General features: G+C 61.1%; 16 protein-coding genes and 1 tRNA gene. 10 read left to right on the top strand and 7 right to left on the bottom strand.

The window, feature by feature from the left end; translation table 11 throughout:
* Positions 1-10 precede the first annotated feature (10 nt).
* The 6 genes from ABZ677_RS08185 (at position 11) to ABZ677_RS08160 (ending at position 6350) form a co-directional block, all read left to right on the top strand.
* Positions 11-724, top strand: a complete 714-nt coding sequence (locus tag ABZ677_RS08185) for a cell division protein FtsL (protein ID WP_230596311.1) — start codon at positions 11-13, stop codon at positions 722-724.
* Positions 721-1251 (top strand): DUF501 domain-containing protein, encoded by a 531-nt coding sequence (locus ABZ677_RS08180; RefSeq protein ID WP_358368241.1) that lies wholly within the window; start codon positions 721-723, stop codon positions 1249-1251. The genes ABZ677_RS08185 and ABZ677_RS08180 overlap by 4 nt, the downstream gene beginning before the upstream one ends.
* Positions 1248-2192, top strand: coding sequence for a Ppx/GppA phosphatase family protein (locus tag ABZ677_RS08175; RefSeq protein WP_037192071.1), 945 nt, complete (start codon positions 1248-1250; stop codon positions 2190-2192). Before ABZ677_RS08180 ends, ABZ677_RS08175 begins: the two co-directional genes overlap by 4 nt.
* Positions 2193-2308: 116 nt before the next feature.
* Positions 2309-3760, top strand: a complete 1452-nt coding sequence (locus ABZ677_RS08170) for a TIGR00366 family protein (protein ID WP_358368239.1) — start codon at positions 2309-2311, stop codon at positions 3758-3760.
* A 44-nt stretch (positions 3761-3804) separates the two neighbouring features.
* Positions 3805-3878, top strand: a tRNA-Leu gene (locus ABZ677_RS08165).
* 1656 nt (positions 3879-5534) lie between these two features.
* Positions 5535-6350 carry a hypothetical protein gene (locus ABZ677_RS08160; RefSeq protein ID WP_358368236.1) on the top strand — a complete coding sequence of 272 codons (816 nt, stop codon included), beginning with the start codon at positions 5535-5537 and terminating at the stop codon, positions 6348-6350.
* A 75-nt stretch (positions 6351-6425) separates the two neighbouring features.
* On the opposite strand, the gene ABZ677_RS08155 is transcribed toward ABZ677_RS08160, so the two are convergent.
* Together ABZ677_RS08155 and ABZ677_RS08150 are read right to left on the bottom strand one after the other, a co-directional pair.
* A complete protein-coding gene (locus ABZ677_RS08155) occupies positions 6426-7520 on the bottom strand; it encodes a tyrosine-type recombinase/integrase (protein ID WP_358368233.1) in 1095 nt (364 codons plus the stop codon).
* Between the two features lie 80 nt (positions 7521-7600).
* Entirely contained in the window at positions 7601-8098 is a 498-nt protein-coding gene (locus tag ABZ677_RS08150; RefSeq protein ID WP_358368230.1) for a helix-turn-helix domain-containing protein, read from the bottom strand.
* A gap of 64 nt (positions 8099-8162) precedes the next feature.
* Here ABZ677_RS08150 and ABZ677_RS08145 point away from each other — a divergent pair, with 64 nt between their 5' ends.
* Genes ABZ677_RS08145 through ABZ677_RS08135 form a run of 3 tightly spaced genes read left to right on the top strand, consistent with a single transcriptional unit; the run spans position 8163 to position 9006 of the window.
* On the top strand, positions 8163-8423 hold the full coding sequence (locus tag ABZ677_RS08145) for a helix-turn-helix domain-containing protein (protein WP_358368227.1): 261 nt from the start codon (positions 8163-8165) through the stop codon (positions 8421-8423).
* Positions 8375-8746, top strand: coding sequence for a helix-turn-helix domain-containing protein (locus tag ABZ677_RS08140; protein WP_358368224.1), 372 nt, complete (start codon positions 8375-8377; stop codon positions 8744-8746). Before ABZ677_RS08145 ends, ABZ677_RS08140 begins: the two co-directional genes overlap by 49 nt.
* Positions 8746-9006: a hypothetical protein gene (locus tag ABZ677_RS08135; protein ID WP_358368221.1), complete on the top strand. Its 261-nt coding sequence runs from the start codon at positions 8746-8748 to the stop codon at positions 9004-9006. The genes ABZ677_RS08140 and ABZ677_RS08135 overlap by 1 nt, the downstream gene beginning before the upstream one ends.
* 165 nt (positions 9007-9171) lie before the next feature.
* Here the strand turns inward: ABZ677_RS08135 and ABZ677_RS08130 are convergent, their stop codons facing one another.
* From ABZ677_RS08130 to ABZ677_RS08120, 3 genes are read right to left on the bottom strand one after another with little or no spacing between them, the layout of a single operon-like run.
* Positions 9172-9411, bottom strand: a complete 240-nt coding sequence (locus tag ABZ677_RS08130) for a hypothetical protein (protein ID WP_358368218.1) — start codon at positions 9409-9411, stop codon at positions 9172-9174.
* Positions 9412-9464: 53 nt separating this feature from the next.
* Complete coding sequence (locus ABZ677_RS08125; protein WP_358368215.1) at positions 9465-10391, bottom strand: NaeI family type II restriction endonuclease; 927 nt, start codon at positions 10389-10391, stop codon at positions 9465-9467.
* A 48-nt stretch (positions 10392-10439) separates the two neighbouring features.
* A complete protein-coding gene (locus tag ABZ677_RS08120; protein WP_358368213.1) occupies positions 10440-11147 on the bottom strand; it encodes an HNH endonuclease signature motif containing protein in 708 nt (235 codons plus the stop codon).
* Between the two features lie 217 nt (positions 11148-11364).
* Between ABZ677_RS08120 and dcm the strand changes: the two genes are divergently transcribed.
* Complete coding sequence (gene dcm, locus ABZ677_RS08115; protein WP_358368210.1) at positions 11365-12642, top strand: DNA (cytosine-5-)-methyltransferase; 1278 nt, start codon at positions 11365-11367, stop codon at positions 12640-12642.
* A gap of 745 nt (positions 12643-13387) precedes the next feature.
* Here the strand turns inward: dcm and ABZ677_RS08110 are convergent.
* Positions 13388-13951, bottom strand: a complete 564-nt coding sequence (locus ABZ677_RS08110) for a hypothetical protein (protein WP_358368207.1) — start codon at positions 13949-13951, stop codon at positions 13388-13390.
* Positions 13952-14788: 837 nt separating this feature from the next.
* Positions 14789-16777 carry a hypothetical protein gene (locus ABZ677_RS08105; protein ID WP_358368204.1) on the bottom strand — a complete coding sequence of 663 codons (1989 nt, stop codon included), beginning with the start codon at positions 16775-16777 and terminating at the stop codon, positions 14789-14791.
* Positions 16778-16854 lie beyond the last annotated feature (77 nt).

The raw sequence follows: 16854 nt of genomic DNA, 5'->3' as shown, positions 1-16854 counted from the left end.
TGGAGAGTGAATGATGGCACGGCGCGGCAGGTCAGGGACCAGTCCAGGTGGACGTGATCCCCGACCCCGCGGCCGGGCCTCCTCTTCGGGTCGGTCCAAGGCCGGGGGCGTCTCTCGCGACGAGAACGCCTCCGGTCGGCAGGCCACCCCGCCGGAAACCTCCGAGCAGGTGCGCGACGCGGTGGTCGGCGGCAAGGCTGCTCCCCGGCGCGTCGGTGTTCGACGGCCAAAGATGCCCGAGCGGACGTTCTTCGGGCTGTCCACCGGGCGAGCTGTCATTCTCGGTGTTGTGGTGTGTGCGCTGGCGTTGACGCTGGCGGTGCCGCTGCGCACGTACTTCTCGCAACGCAGTGAGCTCGAATCCGTGCTGGCCGAGCGGCAAGCGTTGGAGAACGACGTGAGCCGCCTGCAGGTTCAGAAGTCTCAACTCGACGAGCCGTCCCGCATTGCGGCCGACGCTCGCGAACGTCTGCGGTTCGTCATGCCGGGGGAGACGCCGTATCAGGTGCAGTTGCCCGGCGACTACTCGCCGAGCTCCGAGGACCTCGCAGTGGACAAGACCCCGACGGGACCGTGGTACACCGAGTTGTGGAACACCGCGGTCCAGCCGCAGGGATCGGACGAGCCCGCGGAGCCGACGTCCGCACCGATGCCTCTCGTACAGCCAGAACCCGCACCGGCCGCGCCGCCGGTGCCAGAACCAGAAGGAGGACCGGTCGGGTGAATTCCTCGGCAGTCTCGCAGGAAGATCTCGATGCGGTCGCATCGCAGCTCGGACGTGAACCGCGTGGTGTACTCGCGATCGCATATCGATCTCCGGACGGCAGGCCGGGTGTGGTCAAAACCGCCCCGAAGCTGCCCGACGGCACGCCTTTTCCCACCCTGTTCTATCTGACGGATCCGCGGCTGACGGCCGAGGCCAGTCGGCAGGAATCGGCCGGCGTGATGCGGGAGATGACCGAACGTCTCGGTACCGATCCCGAGTTGGCCGCGGCATACCTGCGCGCCCATCGGTCGTATCTGGCCGAGCGTGACGAGATCGAATCTCTCGGAACGGATTTCACGGGCGGCGGCATGCCCGATCGTGTCAAGTGCCTGCACGTGCTCATCGCGCATTCGTTGGCCAAGGGCCCCGGCGTCAACCCGCTGGGTGACGAGTCGGTTGCGTTGGCAGCCGAGAACTCGTTGCGCGGCAAGGCTATTCCGGCCGATTGGCCGACCATCGAAGAACTACGTGCGGAGAAATCATGACCAGGGTTGCAGCAATCGATTGCGGCACCAACTCGATCCGCCTGCTCGTCGCCGACAACAACGGTAAGTCCCTGGCGGACGTCGCGCGCGAGATGCGAGTGGTGAGGCTCGGGCAGGGCGTCGACGCGACTGGCGCATTCGTGCCCGAGGCGATCGAGCGCACCCGGGTGGCATTGGTGGAGTACGCGGAAATCATTCGCAAGACCGGGGCCACCGCGGTGCGGATGGTCGCGACGTCGGCTACTCGTGACGCGTCCAATCGGGAGGACTTCTTCTCGATGGTGCGCGAGGTACTCGGCAAAGTCATCCCCGGGGCCGAGGCCGAGGTGATCACCGGAGACGAAGAGGCTCGGTTGTCCTTCGCCGGCGCAGTCGGTGAACTCGACGCTGCCGCAGGGCCTTTCGTCGTTGTCGATCTGGGCGGCGGCTCCACCGAACTGGTGCTCGGCGATGCGAAGGGCGTGAAGTCTGCGTTCTCCGCCAACATCGGGTGTGTGCGGCTGACCGAGCGCTTCTTGCACAGCGACCCGCCCACCGTCGACGAGATCAACGGTGCGCGTGAGTACGCCCGCGAGAAGTTGGCGGAGGCATTCGAGGAAGTGTCGATCGGCGACGCGTCGAGCTGGGTGGGGGTGGCCGGCACGATGACGACCATCGCGGCCATCGCCAAGGAACTACCCGAGTACGACGCCGACGCGGTGCATCTCTCGCGAGTGCCGTTCGATCAGCTCTTCGAGGTGTGCGAGCGACTGATCGGGATGACCCACACGCAGCGAAGCGCGTTGGGGCCCATGCATCCCGGTCGGGTCGATGTGATCGGCGGCGGTGCAATTGTCTGCAGCGTATTGGCCGAGGAGTTCGAGCGACGCGGTGCCGTCAGCTCGTTGACGGTCAGTGAGCACGACATTCTCGACGGAATCGCGATGTCGATCAAGATTTGATCTGCATTTCTGCAGATGCGGCCTGCGGCGATGTAGGTTGCATCGCTGCGTGATTCGGTGAAGCCTTACAGGCGCTGTGGCCCACGTCACGGCTCCCTTCGAGGTGAGGACCACCGATGACGTCACCCGCCGAGCAGATACCGGCCGACCAGGCGCCGGCCGAGAAAGGTTTGGCGCGCGTCGCGCAGATGCTCGCCAGGGGAACCGAGAAGTGGTTTCCCGACGCCTACATCTTCGCGCTCGTCGGTGTGGTGGTCGTTGCTGTCGCTGCCTTCGCCAACGGTTCGTCTCCGCAGAATGTGGTCGACGCGTTCGGTAACGGCTTCTGGGACCTGACCGCCTTCACGCTGCAGATGGCGATGGTCGTTCTCACCGGCTACGTCGTGGCCACATCTCCACCGGTCGCCAGATTGATCACCCGATTGGCGCAGGTGCCCAAGAGTTCCAGTAGCGCAGTCAGTTTCGTGGCGCTGCTGTCCTGCTCGGTGTCCTTCCTGAACTGGGGACTGAGCCTGGTGTTCGCCGGTCTACTGGCCCGAGCCATCGCGCGACGTGACGATCTGCGGACGGACTACCGAGCACTCGGGGCGGCAGCATTCATGGGACTCGGAGCCGTGTGGGCACTCGGAATGTCGTCTTCGGCTGCTCAGCTGCAGGCGACGGCCAGTTCACTTCCGGCGACGCTGCTTTCGGTGACGGGTGTACTCGACTTCGGAACCACCATCTTCACGTGGCAGTCGTTGCTGATGTGCGTGATCATCATCGTCCTCACCGTGGCCATCGCGCACTTCTCGGCACCCAAGGGCGCGGCGATCAAAACGGCCGAGGACATGAACGTCAACCTGGACGACACCGTGACCGAGCCTGCTCCGCGCAGTCGACCAGGGGAGTGGCTCGAGTACAGCCGAATTCTTCCCCTCTTCGTGGGCGCGATGACGCTGGGATGGCTTGTCTCCCAGCTCTTGACGCTGCCGGTGCTGTCGGTGGTCAGCAGTCTCAACGGCTATCTCTTGGTGTTCCTGATGCTCGGTCTCGTGCTGCACGGCACCCCGCGGCGGTTCCTCGATTCGGTCAGCAAGGCGGTCCCCGCCACTGCAGGGATCTTGGTGCAGTTTCCGCTCTACGCCGCGATGGCGGCCATGCTCACCGAAGCGGAGGGCCGGGGAGGTATCACGATCTCCGAGCATCTGGCGACCTTCTTCACCGAGATCGGATCCGGTGGAGGCTTCGCGGTGGTCATCGCGATCTACACCGTCGTACTCGGACTCTTCGTTCCCTCCGGTGGTGGCAAGTGGCTCGTCGAAGCGCCGTACGTGATGCAGTCGGCGACCGACGTGCAGATGAACCTCGGCTGGACCGTCCAGATCTACAACGTGGCCGAGGCTCTGCCGAACCTGATCAACCCGTTCTTCATGCTGCCCCTGCTGGCGGTTCTGGGTCTGCGAGCGCGAGATCTGATCGGATTCACGTTCCTGCAGTTCATCTTTCACTTCCCGGTGGTGCTGCTGCTCGTGTGGCTCCTCGGCATGACCTTCGAGTTCGTCCCGCCGGTCATCCCGGCCCAGTAGCAGACCGATATGATCGTCACCACCGGAGCGCGACTCCAGCGGTGGCCCCTATAGCCCAATTGGCAGAGGCAGCGGACTTAAAATCCGCACAGTGTCGGTTCGAGTCCGACTGGGGGCACTGTTCAGGTCCAGGTCAGCGGCTTGGAATCTCTCGCTTGGACCAGTCGCATCAGAAGTGGTCCGCAGATAGTCCGCAGTGGGTCTGACGAACGTTGACGCGGCTCTATCAAGCGCGGCGGCGACACTGTCGATCTTGAGTGGGGAGATCAGCTTGGTGTGATCCGCGTGCGTGCAGAAGGTGTCTATGCTCGGTGCGAGACGGTAGGGCCATAGTTTGAACACATCGATTTGTCTGCGATGTCGCCGAGACTTCGATCGCATAGCCACAGGGAGTGAGCGTTGTACGCAGTTTGGGAGACTTCCGGCCACTTTTCTGTTGCTGACTCGCTGCCCTCCTTCGCGGCGACCACGGAAGGGGCTGTCGAAGATGCGGCACGTCGGTGTGGGTGGGAGGGGGTTTCACCCGCGATGATTGCTGTGTCTGACGGAATCGACTGGGTCCCTACGAAGCTAGTAGGAAAATCCGCGCTGCGACCGCTTACCGACCGGCAGGCCACCACTTACGCCGCGGTCCGAGCTGGTCGCTGGAAGTGGACGAATAAGAAGCCTCTCCCGAACGAATCGGAGACGGCGAGAGTAACTGAGATGCTTGGTTAAGTCCTCATAGAGGAACATCAGTTTCGTATCGCTGGTCAGACCCGGCATCTGCTCCGCCGCGCAGCAGTGAGTGGAACCGATCTGCTACTACTCGCGTCAAACCTGGCATGGAACCGGACAGCAACATCGCGGCGCGGGTTGATCTAACCGACTCGGCTCAGAGCTGGATCACGGAGTTGGTAATTCGACTCCTGCTGAGGGACTTTGCGGTCACCGAGCCAGGCCGTGCCGTGATCCGCCAGTATGGGGTCGGGTCGAATCCCGCCTGCTCCGCGTAACGCCCCGCCAGGCTAGTGGTCGCCGCGAAGATCGTCGAGAAGACTCTCCGAGGTCAATCCGTGGGGGAGCTCGATCGCGAGTGGGCGGAAAACGGCCGGTCGTGAAGGGACTCGGACCTCGCCGCGAGCGAGCCTCGCGTCCCAGCCCTTCGCGTTCTGATCGACGTACGCGGTAACCTTCCAGCGGCGTATGCCGGCCTCGGTGACAATCAGGTCCGAGTCGGGATTGACTGAGTGAAAGTACTTTTCAGTAGATCCAGTGAGCGAGCCGAGTTCAACTACGCTCTCGCGACGTCGATCTTCCATAGTCGAATCTTACCGCCTGCTTGTGCGCAGCCGTCGTGTTCGCGGTCTTGATGCGAGGTTGCTGTCCCCTCGCCGCGTGCTGCCACTGTGCCGCTCTATCAGCCAAAAGTAATCTTCGGCGGTGGAGCACCGTGAGAATTCGAGCCGCCCGGCTAGCCGCGGGTGTAGACCATTTTCGAAAGTGGGTCGGTCACCGCTAGTAGGGTCGTGACCATGACTCACTACGTGTTGATCGCGGCGCTGACAACACTGCATGCCTTCACGCCTGAGGTCTCGCGTGCCTAGACTTCCTGGCTTTTTGGACTGGGACGACGATGATCTGACTCCCGGCAAGAAGAAAGAGGGCGGGCTTCATCCGAACCTCTTCGACAGTGACGGCAAACTCAAGGGTAATGCCAGATTCATTCCGGACCAGAAGGCTGACAAGCCCGATCGGGGGGAGGAACCGGGCAACGGGACAAGCAAGACCGAGCGTGGACAACGAGGAGAACGGCAGGCCCGGCACACCGAAGCACGCTCCGACAACACAGGCCGCCGATCACAGAGAAGGAACGAGCAAGCGAGCCCGGACGACCGGCGAGGGAGAGCGCACCGACAAGCTCGGGGGTGGCGGTGAGCAGTCTAAACAGCCAGAACCGGAAGTGGTCCAGGAGACGGTGTACGTGCACGAGACGATCTACGTGCACGCCGAGGGCTATGTGCATGACGAGGAGTTCTCGCAGCAGCTAGCCCGTGAGCGCGAAGAGGAAGCGCGTAAGCGGGCAGCGCAGGCCGAGCTGATCGCGGACATGATGAGGCTGCTAGTCGAAATGGCAGCGCCCCACGCCAAGCGGTTGTGGGAGGAGAAGGGTCGGCCCAGAGTCGAGGCGCGACGCGCAAAGAAGGCGGCACGGAGAGCAGAAAAAGCAGCGGCGAGCGAGTCCATCGTGGTTCAGGCGTCGGTGGCGGACTCTGAGCGAGAGTTGGCGGCCGCCGAGCGCGTGTATCGCGCAGATATGAGCAGCGCGGAAGCGCAGGCGCGCTACCTCGCTGCGCTCGCGGCTCGTGCGTTCAGCGACGAGCAGATGAAGCTTGTATCCAATGCCAACATCGTGGACCGGGACAGCCTCGATGCGCTGCAGCACACGCTCGGAGAACTGTCTCCGGAACAGGTCAAGGGCATCATTGAGGCCGTGGAGGCAGGCCCAGCAGTGCTGAACGGCGATTTACTAACCGCGCTGGGGAAGTTCCTTCGGCTCGATCCAGGTCAGCGTGAAGCCGTTCCAATTGCGGAGCGAAAAGACCGGTGACGGCGGAAGCCGTTTGGAGACTGAACCCTTCGACTGATCGATACATAGCTGCTTCTGGTCTGTTTGGTGGCTGATTCACCTCGGCCTGTCTGTAGTGGATCTGAGGAACTGTCGACCGATTGCGTCTAGCGCGTTCGCGACGCTGTCGAGATCGTCAGGGTAGAGATGCCCGTACAGGTCAAAAGTGAGGGTCGCGGACTTGTGGCCGAGCATCTTCTGGACAACTTTCACATTTGCGCCGGACTGGATCGCGAGCGATGCTGCGGTGTGTCGGAGTTCGTGCGGGATCAGGTCATCGATTCCGATCGCTGCGGCACCTTTGTCGAACGCCCACCGGTACTCACCGAGTGGGAGATGCCCACCTTTCCGACTCGGGAAGACGAGGTCGCCAGGCGCTGAGCCGTCGATGTGCCCGGTGAGCATGTCGACGAGAAATGCCGGCACCGGCACTGAGCGTGCAGTGTGATTCTTCGTCGTCCCCACAACGATCCCTCTCCCGGTCACCGCAGTTGCGGACTGACGGATGCGGATTCGCGCAGCAGGCAGGTCTAAGTCGCCCACCTCCAAGCCTGCAGCTTCACCGAACCGGAGTCCGCAGTACGCGAGAACCAGTGTGAGAGTCTCGAATCGCTCTGTCTTGGAGGCCAATTGATGGACCTGGCGGTGCGTGAGGAAGCGCTTCCTCGTCTCCGATTTCCTCGGCAGGTCCACGTCGGCAGCCGGATTGCTCGCGAGCCGACGCGACCGTATCGCGTACTTCAGCACCTGGTTCAGAATCTGGTACGCCTGGATCGCGCGCGAGGGCGACAGTGCACGATCGCGGTGGCGAAAGCCCGCGCCTGCAGCGCTGAGGCTATTGACCCAGTCCTGGACATCTTCGTGGTTGATATCGGCGAGACGGACTCCGCTCCATCGACGGAGGACGTGCGTGTCGAGGAGTGAGCGATACCCGGTCACCGTCTTCGGCTTGCGGGTCGCCTTGGTCGAGAACCACTTCTCTGCAACCGTCTCGAAGAGCTCAGAACCGAGCGCCGGGTCGATATAGGTTCCGGTGACTTGGGTCGTGACGACCTCATCGAGCCAACGCTTCGCATCTGTCTTACGGCTGAACGCGCGGGTGTGCTCTTTTGAGCGATCGTCGACGTACCTCGCGCGCCAACGCTTGCCCACCCCGTAGTTGGCTGACTCGGATCCATCAGCACGGTGCCATCGGTCCTCGACTCCAGCTCGACGGTTTCTGCGTTGTCGGTTCAATCTTCGGCTATCCCAGCAATGCCGTTCAGTTCTTTGCTTGCTTCGGTGAAAAGCGAAGACGCCTTGCGGGCAGTGTCTCGCATCGCTGCCGTCATTCGAGCTACTGCTCGTTGTCCGGTCGTCAGATCGTCGGCGTGTGAGGCCGTATCGGCGCTCTCCAACATCTCTTTCGTCAAGGCTTCGACAGCGATCGCAAGCTCTTCAAACCGGGTGTTCAGCGAGTCGATGTGATTTGCCACTGAGAATCTCGGATCCTCGACCATCGCTTCTAGCGGAATGTCGAGAACCTGAGACAGGGCGACTGCCTCAGCTAGTCGAATCGCACGTGGCGGTTTGACGGTTCTATTCTCTAGCTTCGCGACCGCTGACATGTTTGTCAGCACTCCGTGGGGCTTCATCGCTTTGGCCAGGTCGGTCTGAGACCACCCTCGTTCGAGCCGTGCCATGCGAACACGCTCACCGAAGATGTTCTCAGCCAGTAGGGGGTCCTCCATAGCCTGACTCTAGCATCAGAAGCATACTATTTTCGCTTCTCAAGCTTGCGCGGGACGTTTCGCTGTGCAAGTGTCTAGCTTGAAGCGGGAGAATATCTCCCGCCAGAAGCTAAAAGAGGGGTGCGAGAACGTGGACGAATTCTTGACGACAGGGCAGGTTGCGGATCGCCTTGGGATAGCTGAGGGGACACTGAGGTACTGGAGGTCACGTGACGAGGGTCCGCTGTCTTTCAAAATGGGTCGACGTGTCTGTTATCGGGCAGCCGATATTCAGGAATGGCTTCTCGCGCAGTCGCAGAGGACATCAAGAGGCGGTGCCTTCTGATGGGGAACGACGGAACAGGTTCACCGACGTCCGCTCAGTCTCACAACGGCATTGCGGCGTCGACGGCCTCACTGCAAGCGGAGCATTCCTCTGAAAACGGGACGGCGTTCTGTGAGGGCTGTGCTGCCCATTCTCAAGGACGAAGATTTGGTCTTGCGACCACGCAAGAGGTCTCGGACTATCTGAGAATTGCGAAGGCGACACTGGAGGGCTGGCGTTGTAAAAGGTCCGGTCCGCCTTGGCTCCGCCTCGGCAAGCATGTCCGGTACGACTGGTCCGAGGTGCACGCATGGGCAGCGGCGCAGGCTAGGCAGGCAAGCTGATGGCGCGACTCATTCTCGGACCGGGCAGCGATGAGATAAGGCCGGGTACCGCAGTGGAGTTACTGGGGGAGGATGAGTTTCCCGAGGTGGTGGAGTTCGCCTGGGGCCGCGACATCGTGTTGTCGTGGGGGTCGGTGAGTATTCTGCTCGATGTCGAGGAAGTCGGCGTCATCTTAGAAATGACGATCGAAACCGTGAACTCGCGTTTGGAGCGCAGTACTCCGCGTGATCTGAATCCCGCTGAGGGAGATAGCGAATGAGCTATTGGGCAATGTGGGGAGGCGAGCAAGAACTGAGTGAAGTCGTGCTAGTGCAGCGGTGTATCTGATCCCCTCATCCGAAGTGGGCGTGTTCCAGACGGATGCGAAGCTGGTGCGGCGACTCGGTGCGATGAGCTGAACCGGCGCCCAGCTCCCGATCGCTCGTCAGATTTCGTCAGGGTCTACGCGAAACGAATGCGCGCCGGTGATTTCGGAGAACGCGATTCCTCTCTGGAGCATCTCAATCAGTCGGGCGGCATCTTCTGCGTCGAGCAATTTTTCCTCACGGCGATCCGGAAGTAGAAGCCGTACGAAGGTGCCCCGGTCATTCTTGATCGGTTGTACGCCGAGGCGGACTCCGTTCACATCGGTGAACCAGGTCGGTTCCGCTGCAGATTCGGCCATGATCGAAGTCTATTCGACTGAAATGGGCCGCGTAACTGGAGATTCGCTGTCGCTTAGAGATCGTCCTTAGTCAGAACGGGTGCTGAGACAGTGATCGCTTCACCAGGCTCCGCCCTTCGCCAGTATCCGCCGAGAATATTGGCCCCCTGACCGCGTTCGCTCGGTACGACTCGCGCAGAGACGTATTCCTTGGCTCCGGGTATCGGGAGTCCGAGGTCGGCGGCGATTGCACGTTGTCCGACCCAGAATCCGTTGAGGATGACGAAGCCCTCCGATGCGAGTGCGCCGCGGGCACCGCCGTTCGCTCGGACCCGTCGCTGATCGTCCAACTGCATCGCGACAGTCCGCACCGCTCCTCGATGGACCAGCTGGCCTTCGGCGAGGCGGAAGAGCTGGTTCGTCCGCTGCGTGCCGTGCTTCGACGCGAAGATCGCATCCACTTCCTTCCGATCGAGCTGAAGAAGGATATTCGCCGGGATCGGCGCGTTTTTCCAGAGCCAGCGCACAGACCTTCTCCCGAGAGCATTGAGGCTCGATTTCTGGTCTCGATTCGCGCCCACGCTCCGATAATCGGCCGTTACGCGAATCAGTCCGAGAGAAAAGACTGCCTCTTCGTCGTTGCCGGTCGCGACAAGAGCCAGTCGTCCGAATACCTCCGGCGGGAGCATCCAGGCTCCCTCCTTCTGGCTCCACTTCGCGTCGACCTCGTGGCCCGCGATTCTGAAGTCGGTTGCGTCGCCGCCGTCGAACTCGAACTCGCGTTGTGCGTTGATCTCGAAAAGCGTCCCGAAGTGGGTTTTTTCGGTCTTCATCAGCTGGAGCCAGTGAAAGCGACCGGTCTCGGCTCCGTTGTAGATCATGTCGTACGTGTGACGGACGACCTCGGCCCAGCGGGAGCCGTCGGGATCGAGAGCGAGAATCGCTTCCGCGACTTCGTCGAGTTCGGCGTCTGGTTCGGCGAATGCGTCTGGAGTGGTCAAGTTACTTCTTCCGTTCGGGTGGTCAGAACTGGTGACGGGCGCCTGGCTCTACTTGTCGTCGGTAGAGAGGACCTGGAGTGAGAACTCCTGCATCACGCGAAGCCGGTCTGCGTGCGGGAGACGACACCAATCGAGAAAGACCAGTTCGGTGTCGTCGGGACTCTTTCGACCGGCGAGCATCCACTTCGCGAGGCGCTCCTTCTCCTTGCGTCCGCCCACGTTTCTTGCACGGGTCAGAACGAATTCCGGTGTTGGAGGATCAACGGTGTTGTCTCGGGACTCGTCACCACACCGCTGACATTCTGCGCGGAGATTGCTCTCGTCGTCAGTGCCTCCCCGTGCGAAGGGGATGATGTGTCCGATTGTGAGGATTGCGCGACGCTCCGGTACGTCGGGGAACGGTTGACCGGCCGGCACTCCGCAGACGACGCACATCTGGCCGTCGCGTTCAAGGATGCGACGACGCTTGGCTCCTCCGACGCTCTTTCGGAGCGGCTTCAGTGGCTTCTCGCCGAGGTCGATCCTCACCCCGATTTTCTGCACCAGGTACTCATCTGGTTTCAGTGTCGGATTCACCTTGTAGTTGTCGATCACCCATCCGAGTTGACGAAGGTCGCGCATCCGGCGGTCCGTCTGTGAGTAGTTCGGAACTGCTTCATTCATCTGGAGCTTCGTGAACTTGCCGCCCTCGCCTTGCTTGGCGATGAACTCGGCGACGAGAACTCCTGAGGACCGACGGACTTCACCTGTACTCACTGTGGCTCCGATCTCTGAACTCGGCACCGTTCGGCACCAGATTGAGCACAAGTAGATCTGCCGGTCGACAGCTTGTCAAGTGCCAGGCGACGTCCGGCAACGTCCGGCAACGTGATTGCGAGAGTTCAATCGGGTAAGGACGCCACCGTCTGATCAAACATACGTTCGATCGCAGGCGGTATTATGGACTCGGATCGACGTAGGGAAGGATGAACGGATGCCAGCGAAGAAGACCAAGCGCAAGGCCGATTTCAGGGTGGTCGAGATCTGTGCTGGCGCCGGTGGTCAAGCTCTCGGCCTCGAGAAGGCTGGCTTCGATCACGAGCTTGCTGTCGAGCTTGATCGTCACGCCTGCGAGACGCTGCGAAGCAACCGAGACTGGGATGTCGCGGAGGGGGACGTCGCGTCCTCCGCAGTCTGGAAGCCGACAGACTACGACGGTGTCGACCTTCTCGCTGGGGGTGTGCCTTGCCCTCCTTTTTCGACTGCAGGGAAGCAGCTCGGTGCCTCCGACGAGAGGGATCTGTTCGCCTGGGCGGTGGAGACGGCCGGCCTGATGAAGCCGCGCGCACTCATGCTGGAGAACGTCCGTGGATTGTCTGCTCCTCGGTTCGCCGCGTACCGGCAGAGGATCCTTGATCGGCTGACCGAGTTTGGATACGTCGCAGAGTGGCGGTTGCTTCAAGCCTCGAACTTCGGCGTTGCGCAGCTGCGGCCGAGGTTCGTGCTGGTCGCTCTCCGGCCTGAGGATTCCCAGTACTTCCACTGGCCGAAGACAACTGCGACCCGAAAGACCGTCGGCTCGGAGCTGAAGAGTCTCATGGGCGAGGCGGGTTGGAAGCATGTCGACGATTGGGTGAGGCTCGCGAACGACATCGCGCCGACCTTAGTTGGCGGGAGCAAGAAGCACGGGGGAGCGGACTTAGGACCGACCCGAGCCAAGCGAGCATGGTTGGAGCTCGGCGTCAGCGGCATGGGAATTGCGAACGAGCCACCCGCCGAGAATGCGCCCCACCCGTCCGAGGTCCCGCCCAAGCTCACGATACCGATGGTGGCGAAGCTGCAGGGCTGGAAAGGCGGCGAGTGGAAGTTCGCGGGACTCAAGACTGCGCAGTACCGCCAGATCGGGAACGCGTTTCCTCCGCCGGTCGCGACTGCGATCGGAAAGTCGATCATCGCTGCGTTCGAGCAGACAGGTGCGAAACGCGAGATTGCTGAAAATACGCCGGAGACCATCCATGACGCGATCTACCGAGAGCTCAGTGCTGCCGACGGATTCGTTTCTGCGGCAAAGCTGTTGGACCTCGCGCCAGAAGTCACGGGCGCGCCTGCGCTCGAGCGGCGGATCGCCAATCTGTCGCGTGACTTCGTCGTCGACATCCAGCAGACCAAGATCGGTGTTTCTTACCGTTTGGGGGAGTTCAAGGGCTTTACCGGGCAAGAAGACCACCAACGACACGAGTACATCGCTAGCTTCAAGTCCCGCGTGAGTTGACGCCGGTCAGTTCTGCGTCGATGTGAGCTGCATGATTACTCCTGAGACGTTGCCTTTGTATCGCTCGGGATAGGAGCCGCGTAGGGGTGCCCGCATCTGATGCAAGTGATTGCCGCACGCGAGTCAGTACCGACCCCGGCTTCGCCGCGTGCCGAAGTCTCGTACCGTTCAGTTCCGTCTCGATAGGACGGGAGCGGAGTCGGGGTCCACTCGATGAAAGGGTTCTCCGCACAATTCGCAAGTCTGGCGAGTGCGTCCTTCACTGCGCGTTGGCTGTACGTGGCCATACCTTGATCGTATCGAAGTCGTTCTGCAGAGGCCAGCAACCGCTCGCCCGCCGGAATTAGTCGTACTTGAGTATCTTCGACGATCGCCAGTCTGTTCGCTCGGCTGCGAGTAGCACAAATGCTCTCGATATCGTCCAAACCGTGACTGTGCATAGGATCTACTTCCCGCGTCAGTCGGCAGTGCAGTCCTGAATTCAAGTTCGCTGAGCATTCTCGATTCGGATGTCTGGTCCGGAGAGGCGCTTCGCGGGCGATGTCTGTGTCTCCCGTCGAGCTGCTTGCTCAGCGTTCCTGCTTCACCCCGGGGCCATAGTCCAGATTCTGCTGGGTCAGGCCCGCTCCGCTCACGATGCTGTCTGCGTCCCTAACGCTCACATCGGAAACAAGGGGTGGATCCCGACGTCTGGCCCAGTGTCTTGGCTGGTCTCAGTCGGGGGCTCGGGTTAAGTGGCTTTGCGCTAGAGCCACCTTCGGATTTTCTGATACGGGGCGTCACACCAGATGTGGAATATGACGGCGTAGAGGTATTGAAGCGCATCGAAAGGCTCGACCGCGTAGTAGTGCAAGTGGTCCAGTGGCATTCGGATTCCGCTTCTGGTTTGCTCTGAGCGGTAGGGCAACCACACCGCCACCATGCATTCATTGTCGAAGGTTCTCCGAAAAGTGCCGAAATGGTCAGCGAGTACTACACATGTAGAAGACTCCGAGTCGTCGAACGGTGACGGATATGCGGCTAGCAATTCTCCAAAGTAGAAGCCTTCCGATACTTCATCCCAGATCAGGACTACGTTGCCGCGCTGGAATGCACCGTTGACCCGGCTCGCGGACGGAAGCAGCTCAACTTTGGTGATTTTCCAGGGCGCGGGCTCCAATTGACCGTGTATCAGCTCGAGCAGCCCGACTTCTCGGTCAGGGTTCAGCTTTACAGGTTGGGCGAAACTTCGAGCCCGTTGCTGCTCAGGATCTTCTTCGATGAGAGCGTCGATATCTTCCTGTGTAACTTTGATCTTGGAAACCTTCATTCCGCTCCAATGTCGATTCGATAAAAGCTCTCGATACGTATTAGCTACGATAGTCGCTAATATCTATTAGCGACAGCGAAATTTCGCTACATTTGCTACTTTTTTCGTATGTGTCAGGAATCGGGGAAGTGGATAACGAGCGAAATTTGCTCTACGATCTGGTGCTGCTTGGGCGCGGATGTCGAGGAAATGCGTGAGTTCGTTCTCCGCCTATTTTCCATGATGGCCTTGGCTGAGCGCGACGTGCCGCTCGCTCGTAACATCGACTCTCCGTTGACAGGCCTTCGACACTTCCAGGCCGTCGGCTCGATCCTGCGTTGGCAGGGCGATAGCGGCTCTGTCTTACACCCGGCAGTGCGAGTTGAGCTCGCCCGGGCATGTGAGAACACGGAGAGAGTCTTGCGTGCTGGAACCGTGACCGCTCTGCGGGTAAGCCTCGGCGAACTATTGAACCGACTCGATGATGTCACCGAATCAGTTTCGGGTAGAGACTCCGTTTTGACAGATCGGCCTTGTTGGGTTCGTCGAAGTCAGCGCCAGTTATTCACGAGGTCGATTCTTTCGGTTCCTCGCCAGTCCAGAACCGTGGAGGTGTCGCAGCGTTGGCAAGTCCCGAGGTCTCCTGGCCGTGTCTCGGCAATCGGTCCTGAGACTGAGTACGTGAGCTCGATTAGGCTGGCCCGGTTCGCAGTTCCAGCGCTTCGAGGTGGTCGCATCGTCTCTCGATGGGCAGTCGAACCGCCATCGCAGTCGGCACGACGGCGAGACCGAGCGGGCGGTGTCTGTTCGCCGAGCTCGCGCGCGGAGAGCGGATGATGTTACGGCGACGGCTTCAGATCAGATCGAGATGTAGTCGAGCGTCGCCGGTGGACTCTTGAACTCGATAAGCGGTTCGGGGGTGCCGGGGTGGGCGACCGGAGCTACCAGCGGAAGTCTTGGAACCGGTCCCCAAGAAGCCCACTGTTTGCGAAGCCGAAGCATCGACGGCTGTCGTTCGGCCGACTCGTATCGCTCCGGACTCTCGTCGACGACCCATTGCCTGAGCGAGCTGATGGATTCGGCAACACTTCGTAGCCTTGGTCCCTGGGAAGCGACCCTGTCAGAGATTCTCGACATCGCGAGGGCGACGACTGCGAGTCGCGCATCGAGCATTCTTCGAGTTGCACTGTCCCAGTTCGGTGGCGTCTCGTCGAAGGTTCCGAGAACGTCATCCACCGCGATCCACGCGACCGAGCGAGTAGCGAGACTGTCGGATTCAGTTCGGATACGTGCGTCGTAGTTCATTGGCAGAAATGTGGCGAGAGGGATCTGACCGAATGAGCTGACCGCGAGCTCCCACGAAGGCATCGCTGAGTCGATCGCAGCCGCGGAGACGACGACTTTCGGTTCTAGCTCGCCGACGACCGCCACTGTGAACGACTCGATCTTCGGGAGGAGTCGGCGCGTGGCGACAAGAGCCTGGAAGCACGGGTTGATGTCGGTCTCTGTCAGTGCTCGCACGGTGAGAACAGCGTTGCGAGTGTTGAGTTGTGACGCAACGAGTCGGAGATTATTCGTGCCGAAGAATGCATGTACGCGACGCCATGCCGGCAGGCGGTCAGCCTCAGCATCGGACGGGAGACGTGAGGCGACACCGCGAATTTCTAAGCTTCGAACCGCGGTGAGGCCAGCCTCAGAGCCGTTGACCAATGAATACGAGAGTGCGAGCGCGTACGCTACTCGCGCGGGTGGGAGCTCTCCGTCCTCAGTGAGGAAGTGTTCGCGGTAGCCGTCCCAGACCAGCGTCTCGTGCGCCTCACTATTCCGGAGACCAGGCAGGATCAGCGCGTCGGCGAAGGACGCCAGCACGCCTCCTCCCGCAATCAGCCGTTGACGCAGTGGCGTAAGCGTGGGAGGTGACTCCCACTCCGAAGTAGTCAAAACCTGCATTACCCAGAGGAATTGACGGAGTGGGCCCTCGGTAATGCGCTTGTAGGCCTCCGCGAGCGCGAGCGCTTTGCTTTCAGCGTGGTTGTCCGCGGACGCCTCGTGCGCGCGAGCAATCGCTTCGTTCGCGCTCCGGCGTGCCCGGCTCATCGCGGACTCGTGTCGATCGAGGTGGGCTCGTGCACTTTTCGCAATCGACGGATCAGACGCAGCGTAGCGTCGAATGAACATGTCGCAGGCAATGTACGACGTCGGGGGATCCTCGCTGTCGAGAATCAAACCAATGATCGTGACTGCCGCCAGCGGATCGGTGACTCCGCCGACCCCGAGCGACCTCAGGTGTGGTGTGATCACTTGCCAAAGGTCAACTGTTCTATAGGCGTAGTGCTCGAAGACCCAGTCGGCCCGAAACTCTCCAGTGCTGTCAACGGGCGTCTCGGTGAGCCCGAACGCTAGCGCCAACGTGGAGGTCTCCTTGGTCGAAACTGTTCGAGCCCACCAGCTTGCAGATCTCGCCAATGCGGTTGAGGGAGCTGCGAGCTCGGCATCCGAAGCTATCGCCGTCGAGACTCGCTGCGATGCCTGATCCAGAAGCGAAACAACTGCGTCAGCTCTCGCCGCCGAGAAGCGGTCGAACGGTTCGAGTGTGAGGAGTAGCGAGACGATGCGATGTCTACGCGAACAGAACTCGGTCACCCAATCGCGGATCTGGACGTAGTCGTCGCCGGGTGGTAACAGCCCGTCGAGGTGAACGATTTCGGAGGCAATGTCGTCCGCGTACTGCTGCCATGGTCGGGCTGCGATCGGGAGCGTGTTCGTAGTCCGGAATCGGCGGCCCAGTCGCCAGGGCGAGTTCAGCGGCTCTGCGAGCCTCGCTCGAGCGGACGGGGGTAGCGGCATGGCTCAAGACTGTACGCAGTCGGCGGCCTCGAAGTGCTCGCGATGCACTCCTTTTCGTTCGATAGAACCGGAAATAC

The organism is Rhodococcus sp. NPDC006774, assembly GCF_040636045.1.
In the GTDB taxonomy this organism is placed as follows: Bacteria; Actinomycetota; Actinomycetes; order Mycobacteriales; family Mycobacteriaceae; genus Rhodococcoides.
Note: the sequence above shows the minus strand (reverse complement) of the source record. Positions and strands in the feature narration are given on the sequence as shown.